The sequence below is a fragment of the Amycolatopsis circi genome, assembly GCF_003385235.1.
GTDB lineage: Bacteria > Actinomycetota > Actinomycetes > Mycobacteriales > Pseudonocardiaceae > Amycolatopsis > Amycolatopsis circi.
On record NZ_PQIA01000047.1, the window covers coordinates 41,270 to 59,112 of the forward strand.

The following is a 17,843-nucleotide window of genomic DNA, read 5'->3' on the forward strand; positions in this document are numbered from 1 at the left end:
CAGGGGTCACCTATTCAGGAGAGAGCATGGCGATCGAGGTCTTGCCGCGCACCGCGAGCCAGGTCGGGAAGAGCGTGGCGACCATGCTTACCACGACCGCCAGCAGGACCACCACCGCATAAATCCACAATGGACCATACGGCAGCCAGCTGTCGGACACCGCCTGGCTGAACGGGACCAGCATCGCGAGCGAGACGGCGGTGCCGAGGACCACGCCGATGATCGCGACGACCATCCCCTCCACAGCCATCACGCCGAGCACCTGGCCCCGGCTCGACCCGGCGAGGCGCTGCAGGCCGAACTCTCGCCGCCGGTGCGCGGTCGAGAGCACGAGCGTGTTGACCACCGAGATCGCGGCATAGAGCAGGATCATGCCGACCACGAGGTAGTTGACCCAGGCGTTGGCTTCCTGTTCCTGCACGAACTTGGCGGTGAGCGTGTCCCGGTTCGCGACCTGCACGCCGGGCGAGTCCTGAGCCAGCCCGTCGAGCGTGCCCATCAGCTGCGAGACGCTCGTGCCCGCCGCCGCGGTGACGAGCACCTGCGACGCGATCCCGTCCGTGGTGTGCGGAGCCAGTGTGCCCGCGGGCATCAGCGCGGTGGCGAAAGCCGGTGCGGACCGCAGTGTCGCGACCACGCGCAAGCGCACCTGGGTGCCGTCACCGAGTCGCAACCCGATCTCGTCGCCGACCTTGGCGTGCAGCCGGTCCGCGTTGTCGGCCGGAAGCGCGATGGTGTTGCCCCGCAAGTCGTTCAACGATCCGGAAGCGAGTTCCGCGGCCCGGGTCTTCGCGACCGCGTCGCCGGTGACCCCGGTCAACGCGAGCCCGTCCTCGTCCTGGCCCGGGTCCGACGGCTTCTCGTTGTAGCCCTTGCTGGTCACGTATGCCGAAGCGGTGCCGACCCCGGGCAGCGTCCGGACCTTGTCGAGCAACCCGGTGCTGACGTCGCCGGTCGACGAGGTGACCACCGCGTCCGCCGAAAGGTTCGACGCGTACTTCTGCTTCGCCGATTCCACCTGTGTGGTCTGGAAATAGAGCATGAACACGGCCAGCGTCGTGGCGAGCATGACCGGCACGACCGCACCGGACATCGGCAGCCAGCGCACCCGGGCGTTGGCCATCGCGAGATAGCCGGACAATCCGCTCACCGCGCGCACCGGAACCCGCAGCACCGCGACCATCAACCGGGTGATCCCCGGTGCGAAGAGCGCGACCGCCGCCGCGACAAGGGTGACCGCCGGACCGGCCGTGCTGGCCGCGAGCGGTCCGTCCATCACCGTGATCGTCAGGTAAGCGAGCGCCACGCCGCCGATCAGGCTGCCGATGCCCCACCAGAGCCGGAACGACGTCAGCCAGCGCTTCGGAGAGACCAGTTCCTGCATCGCCTCCACCGGACGCGTCCGCCCGGCGTACCGCGCCGCGACAAATCCGGCACCCCACGCTGACAGCAAGCCAACAAGAATGCCCGCCGCGGTCGGAATCCAGTCCTGGTGATACGCCAGCACCGGCTCGAAGACGCCGAAGCCGGACAGCCGGTCGAACAGCCAGTTCCCGAGCAATTCGCCGGGGAAAGCCGCCAGCACAGTCGCGAGCACGCCGATCACCATCGACTCCGCGGTGATCATGCGGCTGACCTGCTTCGGCGTCGCTCCGACCGCACGCAGCAACGCAACCTCGCGACGGCGCTGCTGCACCGACAGCCCCAGCGTGCTGGCGACCACGAACAGGGCCACCTGCACGGCCAGCCCGCCGAACACCGCGGCCAGGATCACCAGGATTTCCCCGCCGTCGCTCGCCTGCGCGAACTCGGCCGTCCCCCGCGCGACGCCGGTCAGCGCGACCGCGTGCTGGTCTCGCACTACGTTCGCGATCTGCGTGCTCAGCGCGGCCGGATCCGTGCCTGCCGTGGGAAGCACGCCGAACGCGTCGACCTGCCCGGTCGCGGGCGTCAGCGCGAGAGCGTCTTCGTGGGAGAAGAACACCGCGTCGGAAGCGATTTTCCCGCTCGCGACGGCGATTCCGACGACCTGGAAAGACCGGACGCCGCCACGCACGGCGATCTGCACCGAACCGCCCGCTGCCGCGCCGGTGGCGGCAGCCGTCGCCTGGTCCAGCACGACTTCGCCGCTGCGCTGCGGAGCCCGCCCGTCTGTCAGCGAATACGGGGCCAGCTCGGCGGTCGCCCAGTCGTGGCCCAACGCGGCGCCGCGGACCAATTTCGCGTCGGGATCGCCGGGCAGCGTCGCCGGGATCGACACGTCGGGAATGACCTTCGCGACGCCCGGAACGGCCGCGATCTTGGCCCCGAGCGATGCGTCCAGGCGCACCCGTTCGGGCAGCGTCGCGGACTCGTGGTCCTCGTCCTCGGTGCCCGGGTTCGTCGGCGGAAGGTCGTAGTGCTGGTCGCCCGCGACGACTACCGGGGCCTCGGCGAGCCGCTGCGGCGGCACCCGGGGCGAGATCCCGGTCTGCATCAGCCCGCCGCACGCCATCACGATCGCGGTGCCGACGAGCAGCGCGACGAACGTCGCGGTGAATCCGGCCTTGCGGAACCGGAGCGTGCTCAGGGCAAGGCGCAGCATCAGCGCACCGTCCCGACGGTGTTCCGGCCGTCGCGGCCAAGCCGCGACGCACGCGAACTCAACGCGGTCAGCCCGCGCGCGACCTCGTCCACGGTCGGTTCGTGCAACTCGCCGGCGAACTGGCCGTCGGCGAGGAACAGCACCCGGTCGGCGTAGGAGGCGGCGACCGGATCGTGCGTCACCATCACGATGGTCTGCCGCTCGGCCCGCACCGCGGTGCGCAGCAGGTCCAGGATCTCGCTCGCCGACGTCGTGTCGAGCGCGCCGGTCGGCTCGTCGGCGAAGGTCACGTGCGGGCGGCTGACCAGCGCGCGGGCGATCGCCACGCGCTGTTGTTGGCCGCCGGACAATTCACCGGGCCGGTGCCCGCGCCGTCCGCCGAGCCCGACCTGGTCGATGATCCGGTTCACCAGCGCCGGATCGGCCCGTTTGCCCGCCAGCCGCAGCGGCAGCGTGACGTTGTCGACCACGTCCAGCGACGGCAGCAGGTTGAACTGCTGGAAGATGAATCCGATGTGGTCGCGGCGCATCCGGGTCAGCTGCGCCTCGTCGAGCCGGCCGAGGTCCTGGTCGGCGAGCACGACCGTGCCCGAATCCGGCTGGTCGAGCCCCGCCGCGCAGTGCAGCAGCGTGCTCTTGCCCGAACCGGACGGTCCCATCACCGCGGTGAAACTGCCGCGCGCGAACGAAACGGAAATCCCGTCGAGTGCGACGACGCGGGCCCGGTTCCCTCCGTAGAACTTGGTGACGGACCGGAGCGTCACCGCATCCGTGCTTGACTGTCCGGACTGGTACATCGGTCACTCTCCCAGGCGCGTCGGGCTGTAGAAGAAACCTACGAGCGCTCACGCCGGATTCCGATGGTGCTAGCTCTTCGATCCGGACGGGTCCTAGCACCCCTGCAAGGATTGCCCGGAACAGCACATAATCGGGATATGCCCACTACCGACGCCCGCGAGCCGGCGGCGCCCAAGCCCTGGTTCGCCAGCGGCGGCCTCGCCGTGCTGCACAGCACCGCGCTGGGCCTGCTCGCACCGGTCGAGGCGGTGCTTTTCGCGCTCCTGGCCTGCGCTGCTTCGCTGCTGGGCGTGGGCGTCGGGGTGTTCCTGATCCCTCCGGTGGTCTACGCCGTCCGCGCGGTGGCCAATCTGCAGCGGAAACTGCACAGCACCTGGACCGGACGGCAGGTGGCGCAGCCGTATCTCCCGCTGCCCGAGGGCACGCGGTTTTTTCAGGTTTTCGCGCGATTGCTGGCCGACCGTGCCACTTGGCGGGACACTGCCTGGCTGCTGGTGGACTGCACCATCGGCTGCGTGCTGACGCTGCTGCCGGTGGCCATCGTCATCGACGGCGTGCGCGGGTTGTTGATGCCGCTGCTCTATCCGATTCTGGACGATCTGTGGCTCGGCGACTGGTACGTCGCGCTGCCGGTGGACAACCCGGCGGTCGCCTGGATCGCCGTGGTACTCGGCCTGCTGCATTTTCCGCTCGCCCTCTGGGCCGCGCCGCACCTGCTGAAGCTGCACGCGGCGCTGGCGGCCAAATTCCTTTCCCCGTCCGAAAGCACCGTCCTCGCCCAGCGCGTCCAGCACCTCACCACCACGCGTGACGACGCCGTCGGCCATCAGGCGCTGGAACTGCGCCGGATCGAGCGCAACCTGCACGACGGCGCGCAAGCCCGGCTGGTCGCGATGGGAATGACGCTCGACGCGGCGGCGAAACTCGCCGAACGGCAGCCCGAAGCCGCGAAGAGCCTGTTGGAAGAGGCCAAGGCGAGTTCGGTGAAAGCCCTGCAGGAACTGCGCGACCTGGTCCGCGGGATCCAGCCGCCGGTGCTGGTCGACCGCGGTCTCGCCGACGCGGTCCGCGAACTCGGCATGGAAGCGACGCTGGAGATGGAAGCGACCGTCGACCTTCCTGGCCGGTTCGCGCCCGCCGTCGAGACGGCCGCGTATTTCACCGTTTCCGAGGTGCTCAACAACGCGATGAAGCATTCCGGCGCGGATTCCGGGAAAATCGACGCGCACCATTCCGGCGGGCGGCTGTCCATCACGGTCACCGACTACGGCAAGGGCGGCGCCGACCCGGCCAAGGGCACCGGGCTGCGGGAGCTGGAACGCCGGCTCGCCCCGCTGGACGGGTTCCTCACCGTGCTCAGCCCGCTCGGCGGGCCGACCTCGGTGGTCATCGAAATCCCCTGTACGCCGGTCGGCTGAAGGCGTTCCGTGAGGGGAACCCTGAGGGACTCTGAGTCCCTCAGGGTTCCCCTCACGGACTTGAAGCCTCACTGGCGCAGGTAGGCCAGCACCGCCTGCACCCGGCGGTTGCTGTCCTCGGACACCGGCAGCCGCAGTTTCGCCAGGATGTTGTTGATGTGCTTGGACACCGCCTTTTCGGTGACGTACAGCTCGGCGGCGATGTTGCTGTTGGACCGCCCCTCGGCGATCAGCCGGAGCACCTCGTTCTCCCGCGGAGTGAGGCTCTCCAGCGCGACGTCGCGCGTGTTGTGCGTGAACAGCCGCGACACCACCTCGGGGTCCATCATGGTGTTGCCCGCGGCGACCCCGCGCAGCACGTCGACGAAGTGGTCGCCGTCGAGCACCCGGTCCTTGAGCTGGTAGCCGACCGCGCCCGCGCCGTCGGCCAGCAATTCGTTGACGTACAAGCGTTCGACGTACTGCGACAACACCAGCACCGGCAGCCCTGGCACCCGGCGGCGCGCCTCGATCGCCGCGCGCAGGCCCTCGTCGGTGAACGACGGCGGAAGCCGGATGTCCACCACGCCGATGTCCGGCTTCTCGGTGACCAGCGCGTTCAGCAGATCCGGCCCGTTGTCGAGCGCCGCGACGATCGTCATCCCGTGCGCTTCGAGCAACCGGACCAGCCCGTCGCGGAGCAGAAACTGGTCTTCGCCGATGACCACGCGCACAGAGCTTCACCTTTTCGTCGCCGCGGCAGTTGCGCCCCTGATTATAGGGGCGCGGGCGAGAGTTCCGTGTCGGTTCGGCCTGCGTCCGTGAGGGGAACCCTGACGGAATCTGATTCCCTCAGGGGTCCCCTCACGGACCGCGGAAGCGGCGGTCAGGCGAGCGGGGACGCGGACGGCTCGATTTCCCGGGCGAAGGCGCAGATTCCCAGAGTTCCGCGAATCGGGTCGTAATCGGCGAGCACCGCGGGCGGTTCGGCCCACAGGGCGGTGGCGGAGCGTCCTTCGGCGATCGGTCCGCTGGTCAGGCCTGGTCCGTAGCGTTCAGCTGGCGCGAGCCGGTCGGCCTCGGCCCGAGCGTCGGCCGGGTCGATTCCGGGCAGGACCGCGACTCGGGTGTTGCCAGCGCCAGCCTCGAAGAGCAGCGCGACCGCCGCGTCCGTCGGCGGGCGTTCTCCCGCGTACGGCATACCGCGCTGTTCCATGATGAGGATCAGCACGCGGTGCATCGGCTTGCGGCGCACGTATCCAGCCGCGACTCGCAGGGCGAGGAACCCGGCGAGCGGTCCTTGCCCGGAAACCGAGTACGTCATCGGGCCGCCCGGCAGCACTGCGGTCAGGTTGACCGGAGCCGACAGGCGCGGGTCGAAATCGGGGCCGTCGTGCGCTACGACGACCAGGTCGATCGGCTCGCTCACCTGGTCGTGAAGCAATTCCCGGGCCAGGGAGATGAACGTGTTGCCTTGCGCGTTGGCGACCAGCTCCGGCTCGTAGCCGACGTCGTGTCCGGCGGCCAGGTCGGTGAAGTAGCGCGTCATGATCGGGCCGTCGAGCCGGTCTTTTCCGGACTCGAATCGCCGATGCAGCACGGTTTTCAATCCCATCGGCAGCACCGCGAACGGCGAGGTGCGCGTGGCCGCCTCGGGAGCACCAGCACTGAACATCAGCCCTCCACCGCGGGAACCGGCAGCCGGTGCAGGTGCTGACGGCGCAACAGGTCGTCGGTCTGGTCTCGCTCACTGATTACATAGGACTGTCCATCATGGACTAGCACTTCGGCGGGGTAACCGTGGCTGAGGAACAGCACCGGCGACGCGCTCGGACCGTAGGCACCGGAGCGTTCCACTCCGATCAGGTCGCCCGGCTGGACCGGCGGCAGCGGGATCTTCTTGCCCAGCACGTCGTTCGGGGTGCACAGCGGACCGGTGATCTGCCAGGTTTCGGTGGCCGGTTCGTCGATCCGGTTGAGCAGCCGCATCGGGAAGTCGCGTTTGACGTACGAGCCGATCCCGACCGCGGCCATGTGGTGGTTCGTGCCGCCGTCGGCGACCGCGAAGTTCTGCCCCAGCGAGGTTTTGACATAACGGACGCGTACGACGTAGGTGCCGCTCATCGCGGTGAGGTAGCGGCCCAGCTCCATCACCAGCCGGGTGCCAGGATGCCGCGTGGCGAACTCGTCGATCACCGGGTTGAGCCGCGAGGTCAGCAGCTCGAGGTCGAGGTCGCGTTCCCCCTCGAAGTACGCCACGCCCAGGCCGCCGCCGACGTCGACCAGGTCGAGGCCGAAGCCCAGCCGCGCGGACAGCTGCTCGGCCAGCGCGAAGATGCGGGTGGTGTTCTCCACCACCGATTCCTCGCTGAGGATGCGCGTGCCCATGTACACCTGGACGCCCATGATCTTCACGTTCGCGTGCCGGGAAACCAGATCGTCGGCGGCGAACAGCTGTTCCTCGTCAATACCGAACTGGCGCGGCTTTCCGCCCATCGTCAGCCCGGAACCCTTGACCGCGAAGCTGGGATTGACCCGCAACGCCACCCGCGCTCGCACTCCGCGCGCTCCGGCGAGCCGGTCGATCAACGCCAGTTCTCCGAAGGATTCGCAGACGATCGCCGCGATGTCCTCGTCCAGACAGGCTTCCAGTTCGGCCTGGCTCTTGCCCGGGCCAAGGAAAATGATGTCGCGCGGCTCGACCCCGGCGCGCCTCGCGGTGCGCAGTTCGGCGAGGCTCGACACCTCGGCGCGGGCCCCGTTGTCGTGCAGCACAGCGAGAATCGACACGTTCGGATTCGACTTCAGCGAGAAGAAGACCTCCATGCTGTCGTGCAGTTCCCGCCGCAGCCGGGACATCCGCCCGGCCAGCTCGCCGCCGTCGTAGACGAACAGCGGGGTTCCGTAACGGTCCGCCAGCTCGGTGATCCCGACGCCCTCGATCTCGAGTTCCGTACTCATCAGGTTCTGCTCCTCTTGTCGTGGCGGGCGTGCCGTGAGGGGAACCTTCACGGACTCTGAGTCCCTCAGGGTTCCCCTCACGGCACACAGCAGCGCCTGCTCCTAGTGTTCGAAGACCATCGCGGAAAACGTCGAGCCGAGGCCGACCGAAACCATCAGGTAGCGCTCGCCCGGGTTCAGCAGCCCGAGCCGGGTCGCGGTGTGGTAGTTGAGAAACGGGTCCGCGCAGAAGCAATGGCCGGTGCGCGGGACGTTGCCGAGGAAGATCTTTTTCCGCGGCACGTCCATCGCCTCCGCCGCGCGGATCCACGAAACTTTGTTGACGTTGTGCGGAAGCACGAGCGCGAGATCGCTTGCCGTGCACCCGGCGGCTTCGAGCGCGGCGCGGGTCACGTCGCCCAGCGCGTCCGGATAAATCTGCCGGAAGACCTTGTTCTGCTCTTCGTTCGTGATGACCTCGCCGCCCGGGCCGCCGAGCGTCGTCGTCGCGTAGCCGAGCAGCCGATCCCGTTGCCCGCCAGGGGCGACCAGCACCGCGGCGGTCCCCTCGCCCATCACCGCGACGTCCGGGATGATCTGCGCGGCCGGAGTAAAAGCCTTCTCCCCAGCGAGAATCAACGCCAGCGCGTCCGGGTCGCCGTCCTGTTCGAGCAGCGCACCGGCGAGGTCTAGCGCGAGCAGCCCGGACGCGCACGCGTGATCGGTAACCGTGAAAGCCAGCGCGTTCTGGAGTCCCAGCCGCTGCTGTACTTCGGCCAGCGGATCGAACGGAAACGGCGACGCCGCGGGCACCGTCTTCGGCCGCAGCACGTACCGGACGCGCTCCTCGACCCCGGCGAACCCGTCGAGCTTCGCGACCGCGCCGAGCAGCATCTCGGTCTCGGACTCGGGCGATCGGCAGACCTCGGACAACCCGTAGATGCGATGCAGCCTGCGCAACTGGGCGTCGGTGAGGTCGAGTTCGTCCTGCAGCGACGCGATCGGCACCGCGGCGGGCAGGTAACTGGACACAGACATCAGGCACGTCACCCCGACAGCGTCGCAATCGGCACTGACGCGACGCTGACGCGCGGCTTTCAACCGGCTTCGCTCACCACAGCGCGACGGCGGTGAGCACGTGCACCGCACCCACTACCGAGCTACCCGCGATCATCCCGCGTTCCCCGCGGAACACGCCGATGCCGACGTCGCCCGCCTGCGCGACCGCGGCCGCGATCAAGACCACCGCGCTAACTGGTCCAGACCAGATCAACGGCACCACCGCGGCCGCACAACCCAGCGGCACGGCTCTCACCGCATACATCCAGCCGTAGAACCTCTCACCGCTCGTCGGCGCTTCGCTGTGGCTCAACGCCGCCGGTCGCACTGCCGCCACTATCGCGAAAGCGACGCTGACCATCGCGAGCACAGCGTTGGCCACCACTAAGACGATCATTATTACCTCACTTATAAACTATTCACAGATTGCACTGTGCACGGATGATAGAGTACCCGCGTGGCGACCAGCAGCTCCTTGCCCGAGACCGCGGCCTTCCGGCTCATGGTGCTCGGCACCGACCTGGCGAACGATTTCGCCGAGCACCTGCGCGAAACCGGCCTGACCCCCAAGCACCTCGGCACGCTCGCCATGGTCGAGCAGGGTTTCGCCACGACCCAGGACGACATCGCGAGACTCATGCGGGTGAGTCCCAGCCTGGTCGTCCGGCTGGCGGACCAGCTGGAGCAGCGCGACCTCATCGAGCGGCGGCGGGACCCGGCCAACCGGCGCAAGCACATCCTCACCGTCACCGAGGAAGGGAAGTCCCTGCTGGCCGAGATGGGTTCTCGCGCGGCGGCGGTCGACGCCGAACTGGACGCCCGGCTCGGCCGCCGGCTCGGCAGCCAGCTGAACGAGGCGCTCGCGCGGCTGATGGGCGGACTCCTGGCGGACCGGCAGCGTCCCGGACCGCGGTGATCAGCGGAATTCCGCTCGTCCGGCTACCGTCGCAAGCATGCGCGCACTGGTCGCCGGAGCCTCGGGGTTCGTCGGCAGACGGTTGTGCCCGGCACTCGAAGAAGCCGGGCACGACGTGCTCGCCATGACCCGCCGCCCGGAGAACTACCGCGGCGCGGGCGAGGCGGTCCACGGCGACGTCGCGGACATCGGTTCCTTGCGGGACGCGCTCAAGAACGTCGAAGTCGCCTACTACCTGGTGCATTCCCTGGACAGCGCCGACTTCCAGCAGCGCGACGCCAGCGCGGCCCGCGCGTTCGCCCGCGCGGCGGCGGAGGCGGGAGTGCGCCGGATCGTCTACCTCGGCGGACTCGGGGACGACGGCGACTCGCTGTCGGAGCATCTGGCCAGCAGACGCGAGGTCGAACGGCTGCTGGCGGAGACCGGGGTGCCGGTGACCGTGCTGCGCGCCGGGATCGTCATCGGGCACGGCGGCACGTCGTGGGAACTGACCCGCCAGCTCGTCGAGCACCTGCCCGCCATGATCACGCCGCGCTGGGTCGGCACGCGCACGCAGCCGATCGCGCTCGCCGACGTCGTCCGCTACCTCGCCGGCGTGCTGGAGCATCCGGAGACCGAGGGCCGGACGTTCGACATCGGCGGCCCCGAAGTGCTGACCTACCGGGACATGCTGCAGCGCGTCGCGACAATCGAGGGCAGGATGCTGCTGATCGTGCCCGTCCCGCTGCTCTCGCCCCGGCTGTCGTCCTACTGGCTTTCGCTGGTCACCGACATCGACGCCACGACCGGCCGCGCGCTGGTCGACTCGATGGGCAACGAGGTCGTCGTCCGCGACGACGCCATCCGCCGGATCGTCGAATTCGAGCCGATGGGTTACAACGACGCCGTCCTGCAAGCGCTGGGAGAACGGGCAAGAAAACGGCAGGCCAGGTGAAGGCGTTGCTGAAGGCGGTGACCGCGGCGGGGTCCGGGCTGCTGGGCGCGTCGCTGGCCAGCAAACCGGGGTCGCGACGGTTCCAGGTGCTGACCGCGTCGGTCGCGGCGACCTGGTTCGCCGGTGCGCGAACTGCGGGGCCGGTGCCACGGGGTCGTACGGACGTCGTGCAGCCGGTAGTGGTGGGTGCGGGCGCCTTCGGGGTGTTCTACGGCTGTGCGCTGGTCGCTCGCCGGATTCCGTTGCTGCGCCGGGCAATCACCGGCGTGCTCGGCCACGCTCATCATGGCTCGACGCCAACGGTCGTGACGACTGCGCTCGTAACCGGTGCCGCTGAAGAGGTTTTCTTCCGCGGTGCGCTTTACGACGCTTTTGGTGCGCGAGAATCGACCGCGCTGTACGTGCTTTCCACGACATCGACACGGAATCCGGCGTTGGTGCTCGCGTCGGCGACGATGGGGACGCTTTTCACGCTGCAACGCCGGTGGGGCGGCGGCGTGCAGGCACCGTTGCTGACGCACGTGACCTGGTCCGCCCTGATGATCGGCTTCCTGCCGCGGCTTTTCCCGCCTCAGGAACCCAGGTCCAACTGAGGCGGAGTAGGTCCGTAGGCATTGGCGCGGGCGGCGCGAGCGCGGGCACCGGGAATGCCGGTGAGCAGCCGCAGCAGCCGATACGGCGGAGCGGCGGGACGACCGCGCTCCCTCGCGCGGGCGGCGCGTTGTTCAAGCCGGACTTGCTGAGCCTGCACCTGCCGGATCGCGTGTTCGCGTTCGGCTTGGACCCGCGCGAGGGCGGCATCGGACCGGTCCCGGACGAGGTGATTGGCCGCGGTGACGGCGTCCTGGACGGCCATCAGGATCCCGTTGCCGCCGACCGGCGAGATGACGTGCGCGGCGTCCCCGATGAGCAACAGGCCCGGCCGCCACCAGCGCTCCACCCTGGAGATGTCGACCGACAGCAGGGTCGTCTGGCTGAAATCGGTCAGCAGATCGGCGCGGTCGGCCAGCCACGGCACGTGGTCGGCGAGGAACGTCCGGATCGGACCGACGCCGCGTTCGCGGGCCTCTGCGTATCCGCCCTTGGGCAGGCTGTACCCGACCTGCCAGCCGTCTGTCCCGGCGAGCAGGCCGACGTAGTGGTGCCGTCCGAAGAAGAGGTCCACGTCGGCGTCCGGCGGGTCCTCGGGACGGTGCGGCAGCCGGAACCACAGCAGGTCGGTGGTAGCGCCGAGGGAGCGGGCCGGAGCGTCGGCTAGTCGCCGGATTCGGGAGAACCTCCCATCCGCACCGACCACGAGCGCGGCGGCCAAGTCATGGGTTCCGGCGTCGTCGCGGTAGCGGACGCCGATGATCCGGCCGTCTTCGCGGTTCAACTCGACGACGTTCGCTCCGGTGCGGACGCTCGCACTGGGCAGCGCGGCGGTTTCAGCAGCGAGGAAGTCGAGGAATTTCGCCTGCGGCATCAGGGCGACGTAGTTGTACGGCGAGGAGAGCTTGCCGTAGTCGGCAGTGGTGATCGACCCGGCCGGAGTGTGGAAGCGGAAGAAGCGCGCCTTGTGGTGCGGGAGGGCGAGCAGCCGGTCGGCCAGGCCGAGACTGTCGAGCAGTTCGAGGGTATAGGGGTGCAGCGAATCGCCCCGGAAGTCGCGGTCGAAGTCCTGATGCGCTTCCAGCAGCGTGACGGCGATTCCGGCCCGGCCGAGCAAGTACGCGAGCACCATCCCGCCTGGTCCGCCGCCCACGACGACCACGCGGTCCGTCACGCGACGCTCGTTTCCGACACGAGGCGCAAGACCGCCATGGAATCCAGCTGCGCGGCGATCTCAGCCGCCGACGAGTCGGGTCCGACCGGAAACGCGGCGAGCGCCCACGGAGCCTGCACCGCGGCCAAATAAGCCGAAATCACCGGGACCGCATCGGCGTCGAACAGCTCCATCTCGGCGCCGAGCCAGGCGACTTCGCTAGATTTTCTAGCCATACCGAGCAGCGTACCGGTTGGCTAGAACTTCTAGCTACTATGCGACCGTGGCGAACGAGCAGGCGGCGCGCGAGGTCTCCCTGGCGGTCCGGCGACTGCTGCAAGCGGGCCGGGGCATGCAAGCGGCCTTGGCGCGCAGGCTGTCGCTGCGGGTCACCGACGTGCAAGCCATCGACCAGGTCGTTTCCAGCGCCGAGCCGATCGGCCCGGGCGAACTGGGCAACCGGCTCGGCATCACCTCGGCGTCGGCGACCGTGCTGGTCGACCGGCTCGCCGCCGCCGGGCACCTGGCCCGGGCCGCCGATCCGGCCGACCGGCGGCGCGTCCACCTCCACGCCACCGACCACGCGCGCGAGGACGTCCGGACCGCGCTGGACCCGCTCGTGACCGAGATCGAAGCCATCACCGACCGGCTCGACCCCGAGCACGTCCCGGTGGTCCTGTCGTTCCTGGACGACGTCGCGGCTGCGATGCGCGCCTACGACCGTCAGCCCTGAGCCAACCGCTCGAACCGCCGCTTGGTCAGCACAGTCCACCCGATAAGCCCGGCAAAGGCGACGATCAGCAGGGCCTGAGAGCAAGCCGCAGCGGTGTCGAACGGCAGCGTGTACACGCCCACGATGCGAAGCACCGAGTCGGCGGTCAGCCCGACGCCCCACACCAGCGAGATCTGGTACCAGCGCCGCCGCAGTGTCGCGCTGTCCGCCGCAGCGTCGAATTGACGCTGCTGGTCGCCGCCCGCCGAGTGCGCTAAGCGTCGTGCCGCGTAGTACGCGAGCGGGCGGCCGAGCACACAGCTGCCGAGCAGGGCCACGCCAGCGCAGAAGGTGGTCACCGATTCCTTCGCCAGCAGCAAACGCGGATCGCCGGTGAGGAAGCTCAACCCGAGACCGAGGCCGAAAAGCAGCACGAGGAACGACGAGAACAGATCGATCCGGCGCTGCGCCACCGCGACCCAGATCGTCCGCAATCCCGCGACGATCGTGCCGATCAGCAGTGACACGTAGGCGCTCGCTCCGAGCAGGTTGGCCACGTAGTAGGCGACGACGGACAACCCGACGTCCAGGAACATCGTGGTGATCAGCGTGCGGGTGGACTTGGTCATGCCGTACTCCCCGATTTTGGCTTGTCCGATGGGATTCGGCACCGAACGCTACGGTCGCGGACTGCCGCCGTCTTGCCGCTGCGGACGTATCCCGGGTGGAGAAATCCAGGCTCGGGTGGAGGGATTTCTCCACCCGCGGATACGCCGCGCACCGCACGACTCCGAAGCCGTTCCTCCGTAGATTTCTCGGCATCGGAACGGAAGCGAAAGGCAGGAACAACTCATGAGCGGACCCGTGGAGATCGTCCTGATCGTGGCGGCGGTCGGCTACCTGATGGTGCGGCGGATGATCGGCGAACCCGCGCAGGCCAAGCAGATGCTCATCCTGCCCGCGGTGCTGTCCGTCGTCGGCCTCAGCACTTTGTCCGGCGAGGTGAAGACGGCCGCCTCGATGGTTTTCCTCGTCGGGACCGCGGCGATCAGCGTCGTCCTCGGCATTCTGCGCGGGACGAGCGTCCGGATCTCCCGGCGCGACGGCACCGCCTTCGTCCGCTACACGGGAGTCACCGTCGCGCTGTGGGTGGCGAACATCGTGGTCAAGGTCGGCGTGAACCTCGCGCTCGACGCGTTCGACCCGCAGGACGCCGGCGGCGTCGCCAACAGCCTGCTGCTCACCCTCGGCGTCGGCATCCTCGCCGAAGGACTGGTCGTGCTCTACCGCGCACTGCGCGCCGGCCACCAGGTGATGTGGACCCGGGGCAGCGACGGCGCTCCCGGGCAGACCTCGCCGCTGCTGGACAACATCCAGCGCAACCTCAACGGCCGTCCGGCGGAGTGGAACACTCAGTCCGCCCGCGACGCCGCCCCGACGAGGAGGAACCTGGTCCCATGAGCACGCCGGACCAGCGGTCGCTGTCGCTTCTCGGGCAGTACCGGGACGAGCTGATCCAGCCCGTCCTCGTCCTCACCGCCATCGCTTGCACCGCGGTTCAGTGGCCGGGCGCGCAGATCGCGTACCGGCCATTGGCCTTGCCGCTGTTCGCACTCGCCTCGCTCGCCGGGATCGCCTCGCTGCTGCCCTGGACCCGGCTGGCCGAGAACCGGCAGATCGCCGTGATGAGCGTCTACATGCTGTTCGGCGCGCTGCTCCTGCCGCTGGCGCACGGAACGTTCGCGGCGATGTTCCCGTTCGTGGCCGCGTCCGCCTCGGGAGTCAAGCTCGCGTCCCGCCGGGCCGCGGTGACCATCGCGGTCGCCGGGACGGTCGTCGCGGCCGCCGCGACCTGGACGGTCGGACTGCTGTTCCCGGGCTTCCCGGTGTGGCCGGTGTGGGTGACCCTGGCCGTGGGCCTGCCGGTCGCGGTCGGCATCTCGCACCACGACCGCCTCGACGCCGTCCGCAACGCGCAGCTCGCCGCGGCCGCCGCCCAGCGCGCCCGCGAGTCCGAAGCGCGCGAGGCAGCGCTCGTCGAGCGAGGCCGGATCGCGCGGGAGATCCACGACGTGCTCGGTCATTCGCTTTCCGGGATCGCGCTGCAATTGGACTTGGCCGATGCGCTGCGCGACAGAGGCCGCGACGACGAGGCAGCTGCCGCCGTACGCAAGGCGCGCGCCATCGCCGTCGACTCGATCAACGAAACCCGCCGCGCGGTGCACGCGCTGCGCGAAGACACCTTGCCGCTGTCTGAGACGTTGTGCCAGCTCGCCGAACACGCGTCGGCTGAGTTTGTCGTCGAAGGCGAGGCCGGAGCGGTCGGCCCGGAGACCACGCACACGATGGTCCGGGCGGCGCAGGAAGCGATGACCAACGCGGCCAAGTACGCGCCGGGCGCGACCCGCAGCCTGCGGCTGGCCTTCACCGCTGATCAGGTCAGGCTGACCGTGCACAACGGGCCCGCGACCGAACCGCTGCGTGCCGAACTGGCCGGTGGTTCCGGGGTCGGGCTCGTCGGCATGCGCGAACGGGCCGCTCTCCTCGGCGGCACCCTGCAAGCTGGCCCGGCCGACGACGGCTGGACCGTGGAACTGGAGCTGCCTCGATGACCGACCGCCCGATCAGCCTCGTTGTCGTCGACGACCAGGCGACTGTCCGCGAGGCGCTCGCGGTCATGCTCGACCTCGCGGAGGACGTCGACGTCGTGGCGACCGCGACCAACGGCGCCGAAGCGGTCGAGGCGGCACGGCAGCACCGTCCGGACGTGGTGCTGATGGACCTCAACATGCCGGTGCTGGACGGGGTGGCGGCGACCGGGCGCATCCGCGAAACCCTGCCGGAGACCACGGTTCTCGTGCTGACGACGTTCGACGACGACAAATCGATCCTGGCCGCGCTGCAGGCGGGTGCGAGCGGCTACCTGACCAAGGAAGCCGACCGCACCACGATCCTGCACGCCGTGCGCACCGCGGCACAGGGTCAGACCGTGCTCTCGCCTGAGGTGCAACGGCGGTTGCTCGCGCTGGCCGCCAAACCGGCCCCGCCCGCGGAACCGGATCTCTCGCTGACCGCGCGCGAACGGGAAATCCTCGGCCTGATCGGCGACGGGCTGCGCAATCCGGAAATCGCGGCCAAATTGGTCATCAGCGAAGCCACCGTGAAAACCCACATCAACAACCTTTTCGCCAAAGCCGGTTTCCACTCGCGCGCCGACGCGGTCCGCTACGCACTCAACTACCAGAACGGCCGGAACCAGCAATAACTGAATCAACGCAAGGGTTTTTCCCGGTTTCCGCAATGACGCATCGATGCCGCATCCGCGACGCCCCGACCGGACAGCATGGGTCGCGAGGCGCACCATCCGAGGTGCGCCCAGGCGCAAAGGAATATTCGTTATGCTGCGATTCACTGGACCGGATTCTCTTTCCCGACGGGCGGCCAAGCCGTTCCTCGCCATCGCCCTGACGATCGCCGCCTTGTTCGCGGGCGCGAGCGTCGCCACCGCGGCCCCCGCCGTCCCCGCGCGGACCGGAACCGTCAGCTCAGCGGGTGCGGTCGCGGCGCCGAACACCACGCCGCCGGTGTTCAACTGCAGCTATTTCACCCGGGCCCCGTTCCACGACGCCGCCATCAGCTGTTCGGTCCAGGTCGGCGTGATGCGGGTTTACCTGGTCTGCTCGAACAATGGCCGGTCCTACGGCCCGGTCATGCGTGCGGGCAACACCTACCGTTTCGTTCTTTCCTGCGGGGGCGTGCCGCTGCGGACCATTAACTGGGAAGCCTTGTCCTAGTCCGAAACGTTCCGGGGCGGCCATCCGGCGGGCCGCCCCGGACGCTTTTCCGGTCCGCTTGGCCGAAACTGCTCGCCCGTAGCGCCGCAGATCCGCCTCGGCAGTTGCCCGAGGCGGGCGAAAGCCGCTAGACACAGGACGTCTTGGTCCGGCGACCGGCTCACGGGTGATCACGATGACGGTACGATTCCGTCTGCTCGGCCCTGTTGGCGTGACGGTGCACGACCGTGCGATCGAACTGGGCCATCCGCAATTGCGCTGCATGGCGGCGGTGCTGCTGATCGAAGCCAATCAGACGGTCGCGATGGACGAACTCATCGACCGGGTCTGGCCCGAAGGCGCGCTCCCCCGGCAGCCGCGCCGGGCGGTGCAGCACAACATTCCGTTGCTGCGCAAGGTTCTCGCTCCGGTTCCGGAGGTCGCGCTCACCCGGAACGGCTGCGGTTACCAGCTTTCCGTCGAACCGGACGCGATCGATCTGCATCGTTTCCACGCACTGCTGACCCAAGCCCGCACCGCGCAGCAACAGAATCAGGACGAGCTGGATCCCCACGCCGCGACCGCCTTGGAACAGGCATTGTCGTTGTGGCAAGGCAAGCCTTTCTCGGATCTCGCCGCCGCGGCCGACATCCCATGGCTGTGCTCGCTGCGTGCCGCACTCACCGCGCGCCAGCGGACCGCGCGCCTCGACCTCGCCGACATCCGGCTGCGCCAAGGCAGACACACGGAACTGCTCGCCGAACTGGCCGCCGACACCGCGAACCACCCGTTCGACGAACGCCTCGCCGGGCAGTACCTGCTGGCGCTCTACCGAAGTCGCCGCCAAGCCGAAGCGTTGCAGCATTACCATCGCCTGCAACGCGTTCTGGCCGAGGAACTCGGCACCGATCCCAGCCGTCCGCTCCGGCGGCTGCACGAGCAGATCCTCGCCGCCGACCCCGCGCTGGCCGCGCCCGCCCCCGAAC

20 protein-coding genes are annotated in these 17,843 nt (G+C 69.0%); 10 read left to right on the plus strand and 10 right to left on the minus strand.

Annotated features, from left to right (window positions below):
* Window positions 1-10 precede the first annotated feature (10 nt).
* Window positions 11-2,584: an ABC transporter permease gene (locus D0D37_RS21195; protein WP_116202300.1), complete on the minus strand. Its 2,574-nt coding sequence runs from the start codon at window positions 2,582-2,584 to the stop codon at window positions 11-13.
* Window positions 2,584-3,381 carry an ABC transporter ATP-binding protein gene (locus D0D37_RS21200; protein ID WP_116202301.1) on the minus strand — a complete coding sequence of 266 codons (798 nt, stop codon included), beginning with the start codon at window positions 3,379-3,381 and terminating at the stop codon, window positions 2,584-2,586. Before D0D37_RS21200 ends, D0D37_RS21195 begins: the two co-directional genes overlap by 1 nt.
* 138 nt (window positions 3,382-3,519) lie before the next feature.
* On the opposite strand from D0D37_RS21200, the gene D0D37_RS21205 reads away from it, so the two are divergent.
* The gene (locus D0D37_RS21205) at window positions 3,520-4,800 is read left to right on the plus strand and encodes a sensor histidine kinase (RefSeq protein ID WP_116202302.1); all 1,281 of its coding nucleotides are present in this window, start codon (window positions 3,520-3,522) and stop codon (window positions 4,798-4,800) included.
* Window positions 4,801-4,868: 68 nt separating this feature from the next.
* Here D0D37_RS21205 and D0D37_RS21210 read toward each other — a convergent pair whose 3' ends face one another.
* From D0D37_RS21210 to D0D37_RS21230, 5 genes are all read right to left on the minus strand, one after another.
* Window positions 4,869-5,513 (minus strand): LuxR C-terminal-related transcriptional regulator, encoded by a 645-nt coding sequence (locus D0D37_RS21210; protein ID WP_116202303.1) that lies wholly within the window; start codon window positions 5,511-5,513, stop codon window positions 4,869-4,871.
* A gap of 152 nt (window positions 5,514-5,665) precedes the next feature.
* Window positions 5,666-6,454, minus strand: a complete 789-nt coding sequence (locus D0D37_RS21215) for a beta-ketoacyl-[acyl-carrier-protein] synthase family protein (protein WP_116202304.1) — start codon at window positions 6,452-6,454, stop codon at window positions 5,666-5,668.
* Window positions 6,454-7,740: a type III PLP-dependent enzyme gene (locus D0D37_RS21220; RefSeq protein ID WP_116202305.1), complete on the minus strand. Its 1,287-nt coding sequence runs from the start codon at window positions 7,738-7,740 to the stop codon at window positions 6,454-6,456. Before D0D37_RS21220 ends, D0D37_RS21215 begins: the two co-directional genes overlap by 1 nt.
* Window positions 7,741-7,842: 102 nt before the next feature.
* Entirely contained in the window at window positions 7,843-8,757 is a 915-nt protein-coding gene (locus tag D0D37_RS21225; RefSeq protein WP_244223601.1) for a 3-oxoacyl-[acyl-carrier-protein] synthase III C-terminal domain-containing protein, read from the minus strand.
* Between the two features lie 73 nt (window positions 8,758-8,830).
* On the minus strand, window positions 8,831-9,175 hold the full coding sequence (locus D0D37_RS21230; protein ID WP_116202307.1) for a hypothetical protein: 345 nt from the start codon (window positions 9,173-9,175) through the stop codon (window positions 8,831-8,833).
* A 60-nt stretch (window positions 9,176-9,235) separates the two neighbouring features.
* Between D0D37_RS21230 and D0D37_RS21235 the strand changes: the two genes are divergently transcribed.
* Genes D0D37_RS21235 through D0D37_RS21245 form a run of 3 tightly spaced genes read left to right on the plus strand, consistent with a single transcriptional unit; the run spans window position 9,236 to window position 11,221 of the window.
* Window positions 9,236-9,694 carry a MarR family winged helix-turn-helix transcriptional regulator gene (locus tag D0D37_RS21235; protein ID WP_116202308.1) on the plus strand — a complete coding sequence of 153 codons (459 nt, stop codon included), beginning with the start codon at window positions 9,236-9,238 and terminating at the stop codon, window positions 9,692-9,694.
* Between the two features lie 37 nt (window positions 9,695-9,731).
* Window positions 9,732-10,628: an NAD(P)H-binding protein gene (locus D0D37_RS21240; RefSeq protein ID WP_116202309.1), complete on the plus strand. Its 897-nt coding sequence runs from the start codon at window positions 9,732-9,734 to the stop codon at window positions 10,626-10,628.
* Window positions 10,625-11,221 carry a CPBP family intramembrane glutamic endopeptidase gene (locus tag D0D37_RS21245; RefSeq protein ID WP_116202310.1) on the plus strand — a complete coding sequence of 199 codons (597 nt, stop codon included), beginning with the start codon at window positions 10,625-10,627 and terminating at the stop codon, window positions 11,219-11,221. The genes D0D37_RS21240 and D0D37_RS21245 overlap by 4 nt, the downstream gene beginning before the upstream one ends.
* Here the strand turns inward: D0D37_RS21245 and D0D37_RS21250 are convergent.
* The gene (locus tag D0D37_RS21250; protein ID WP_425266962.1) at window positions 11,200-12,351 is read right to left on the minus strand and encodes an FAD-dependent oxidoreductase; all 1,152 of its coding nucleotides are present in this window, start codon (window positions 12,349-12,351) and stop codon (window positions 11,200-11,202) included. The genes D0D37_RS21245 and D0D37_RS21250 overlap by 22 nt on opposite strands.
* A 38-nt stretch (window positions 12,352-12,389) precedes the next feature.
* Complete coding sequence (locus D0D37_RS46720; protein ID WP_162834364.1) at window positions 12,390-12,608, minus strand: hypothetical protein; 219 nt, start codon at window positions 12,606-12,608, stop codon at window positions 12,390-12,392.
* A gap of 47 nt (window positions 12,609-12,655) precedes the next feature.
* Here D0D37_RS46720 and D0D37_RS21255 point away from each other — a divergent pair, with 47 nt between their 5' ends.
* Window positions 12,656-13,105, plus strand: a complete 450-nt coding sequence (locus D0D37_RS21255) for a MarR family winged helix-turn-helix transcriptional regulator (RefSeq protein ID WP_116202312.1) — start codon at window positions 12,656-12,658, stop codon at window positions 13,103-13,105.
* Here the strand turns inward: D0D37_RS21255 and D0D37_RS21260 are convergent.
* Window positions 13,096-13,713 carry a VC0807 family protein gene (locus D0D37_RS21260; RefSeq protein WP_116202313.1) on the minus strand — a complete coding sequence of 206 codons (618 nt, stop codon included), beginning with the start codon at window positions 13,711-13,713 and terminating at the stop codon, window positions 13,096-13,098. The genes D0D37_RS21255 and D0D37_RS21260 overlap by 10 nt on opposite strands.
* Before the next feature lie 223 nt (window positions 13,714-13,936).
* Between D0D37_RS21260 and D0D37_RS21265 the strand changes: the two genes are divergently transcribed.
* From D0D37_RS21265 to D0D37_RS21285, 5 genes are all read left to right on the plus strand, one after another.
* The gene (locus D0D37_RS21265) at window positions 13,937-14,545 is read left to right on the plus strand and encodes a CcdC protein domain-containing protein (protein ID WP_116202314.1); all 609 of its coding nucleotides are present in this window, start codon (window positions 13,937-13,939) and stop codon (window positions 14,543-14,545) included.
* On the plus strand, window positions 14,542-15,696 hold the full coding sequence (locus D0D37_RS21270) for a sensor histidine kinase (RefSeq protein WP_116202315.1): 1,155 nt from the start codon (window positions 14,542-14,544) through the stop codon (window positions 15,694-15,696). The genes D0D37_RS21265 and D0D37_RS21270 overlap by 4 nt, the downstream gene beginning before the upstream one ends.
* A complete protein-coding gene (locus D0D37_RS21275; RefSeq protein ID WP_116202316.1) occupies window positions 15,693-16,349 on the plus strand; it encodes a response regulator in 657 nt (218 codons plus the stop codon). The genes D0D37_RS21270 and D0D37_RS21275 overlap by 4 nt, the downstream gene beginning before the upstream one ends.
* A 133-nt stretch (window positions 16,350-16,482) precedes the next feature.
* Entirely contained in the window at window positions 16,483-16,878 is a 396-nt protein-coding gene (locus D0D37_RS21280; RefSeq protein WP_116202317.1) for a hypothetical protein, read from the plus strand.
* A 175-nt stretch (window positions 16,879-17,053) separates the two neighbouring features.
* Window positions 17,054-17,843 (plus strand): AfsR/SARP family transcriptional regulator (locus D0D37_RS21285; protein ID WP_244223602.1); only part of this gene is annotated, 790 nt, incomplete at its 3' end.

What these genes read in the sequence shown, in the direction of transcription:
- D0D37_RS21195 (WP_116202300.1), bottom strand. Translation starts at nt 2,584, where the DNA reads ATGCTGCGCCTTGCCCTGAGCACGCTCCGGTTCCGCAAGGCCGGATTC.
- D0D37_RS21200 (WP_116202301.1), bottom strand. Translation starts at nt 3,381, where the DNA reads ATGTACCAGTCCGGACAGTCAAGCACGGATGCGGTGACGCTCCGGTCC.
- D0D37_RS21205 (WP_116202302.1), top strand. Translation starts at nt 3,520, where the DNA reads ATGCCCACTACCGACGCCCGCGAGCCGGCGGCGCCCAAGCCCTGGTTC.
- D0D37_RS21215 (WP_116202304.1), bottom strand. Translation starts at nt 6,454, where the DNA reads ATGTTCAGTGCTGGTGCTCCCGAGGCGGCCACGCGCACCTCGCCGTTC.
- D0D37_RS21220 (WP_116202305.1), bottom strand. Translation starts at nt 7,740, where the DNA reads ATGAGTACGGAACTCGAGATCGAGGGCGTCGGGATCACCGAGCTGGCG.
- D0D37_RS21225 (WP_244223601.1), bottom strand. Translation starts at nt 8,757, where the DNA reads ATGTCTGTGTCCAGTTACCTGCCCGCCGCGGTGCCGATCGCGTCGCTG.
- D0D37_RS21230 (WP_116202307.1), bottom strand. Translation starts at nt 9,175, where the DNA reads ATGATCGTCTTAGTGGTGGCCAACGCTGTGCTCGCGATGGTCAGCGTC.
- D0D37_RS21240 (WP_116202309.1), top strand. Translation starts at nt 9,732, where the DNA reads ATGCGCGCACTGGTCGCCGGAGCCTCGGGGTTCGTCGGCAGACGGTTG.
- D0D37_RS21250 (WP_425266962.1), bottom strand. Translation starts at nt 12,351, where the DNA reads ATGGTGCTCGCGTACTTGCTCGGCCGGGCCGGAATCGCCGTCACGCTG.
- D0D37_RS46720 (WP_162834364.1), bottom strand. Translation starts at nt 12,608, where the DNA reads ATGGCTAGAAAATCTAGCGAAGTCGCCTGGCTCGGCGCCGAGATGGAG.
- D0D37_RS21260 (WP_116202313.1), bottom strand. Translation starts at nt 13,713, where the DNA reads ATGACCAAGTCCACCCGCACGCTGATCACCACGATGTTCCTGGACGTC.
- D0D37_RS21265 (WP_116202314.1), top strand. Translation starts at nt 13,937, where the DNA reads ATGAGCGGACCCGTGGAGATCGTCCTGATCGTGGCGGCGGTCGGCTAC.
- D0D37_RS21270 (WP_116202315.1), top strand. Translation starts at nt 14,542, where the DNA reads ATGAGCACGCCGGACCAGCGGTCGCTGTCGCTTCTCGGGCAGTACCGG.
- D0D37_RS21275 (WP_116202316.1), top strand. Translation starts at nt 15,693, where the DNA reads ATGACCGACCGCCCGATCAGCCTCGTTGTCGTCGACGACCAGGCGACT.
- D0D37_RS21280 (WP_116202317.1), top strand. Translation starts at nt 16,483, where the DNA reads ATGCTGCGATTCACTGGACCGGATTCTCTTTCCCGACGGGCGGCCAAG.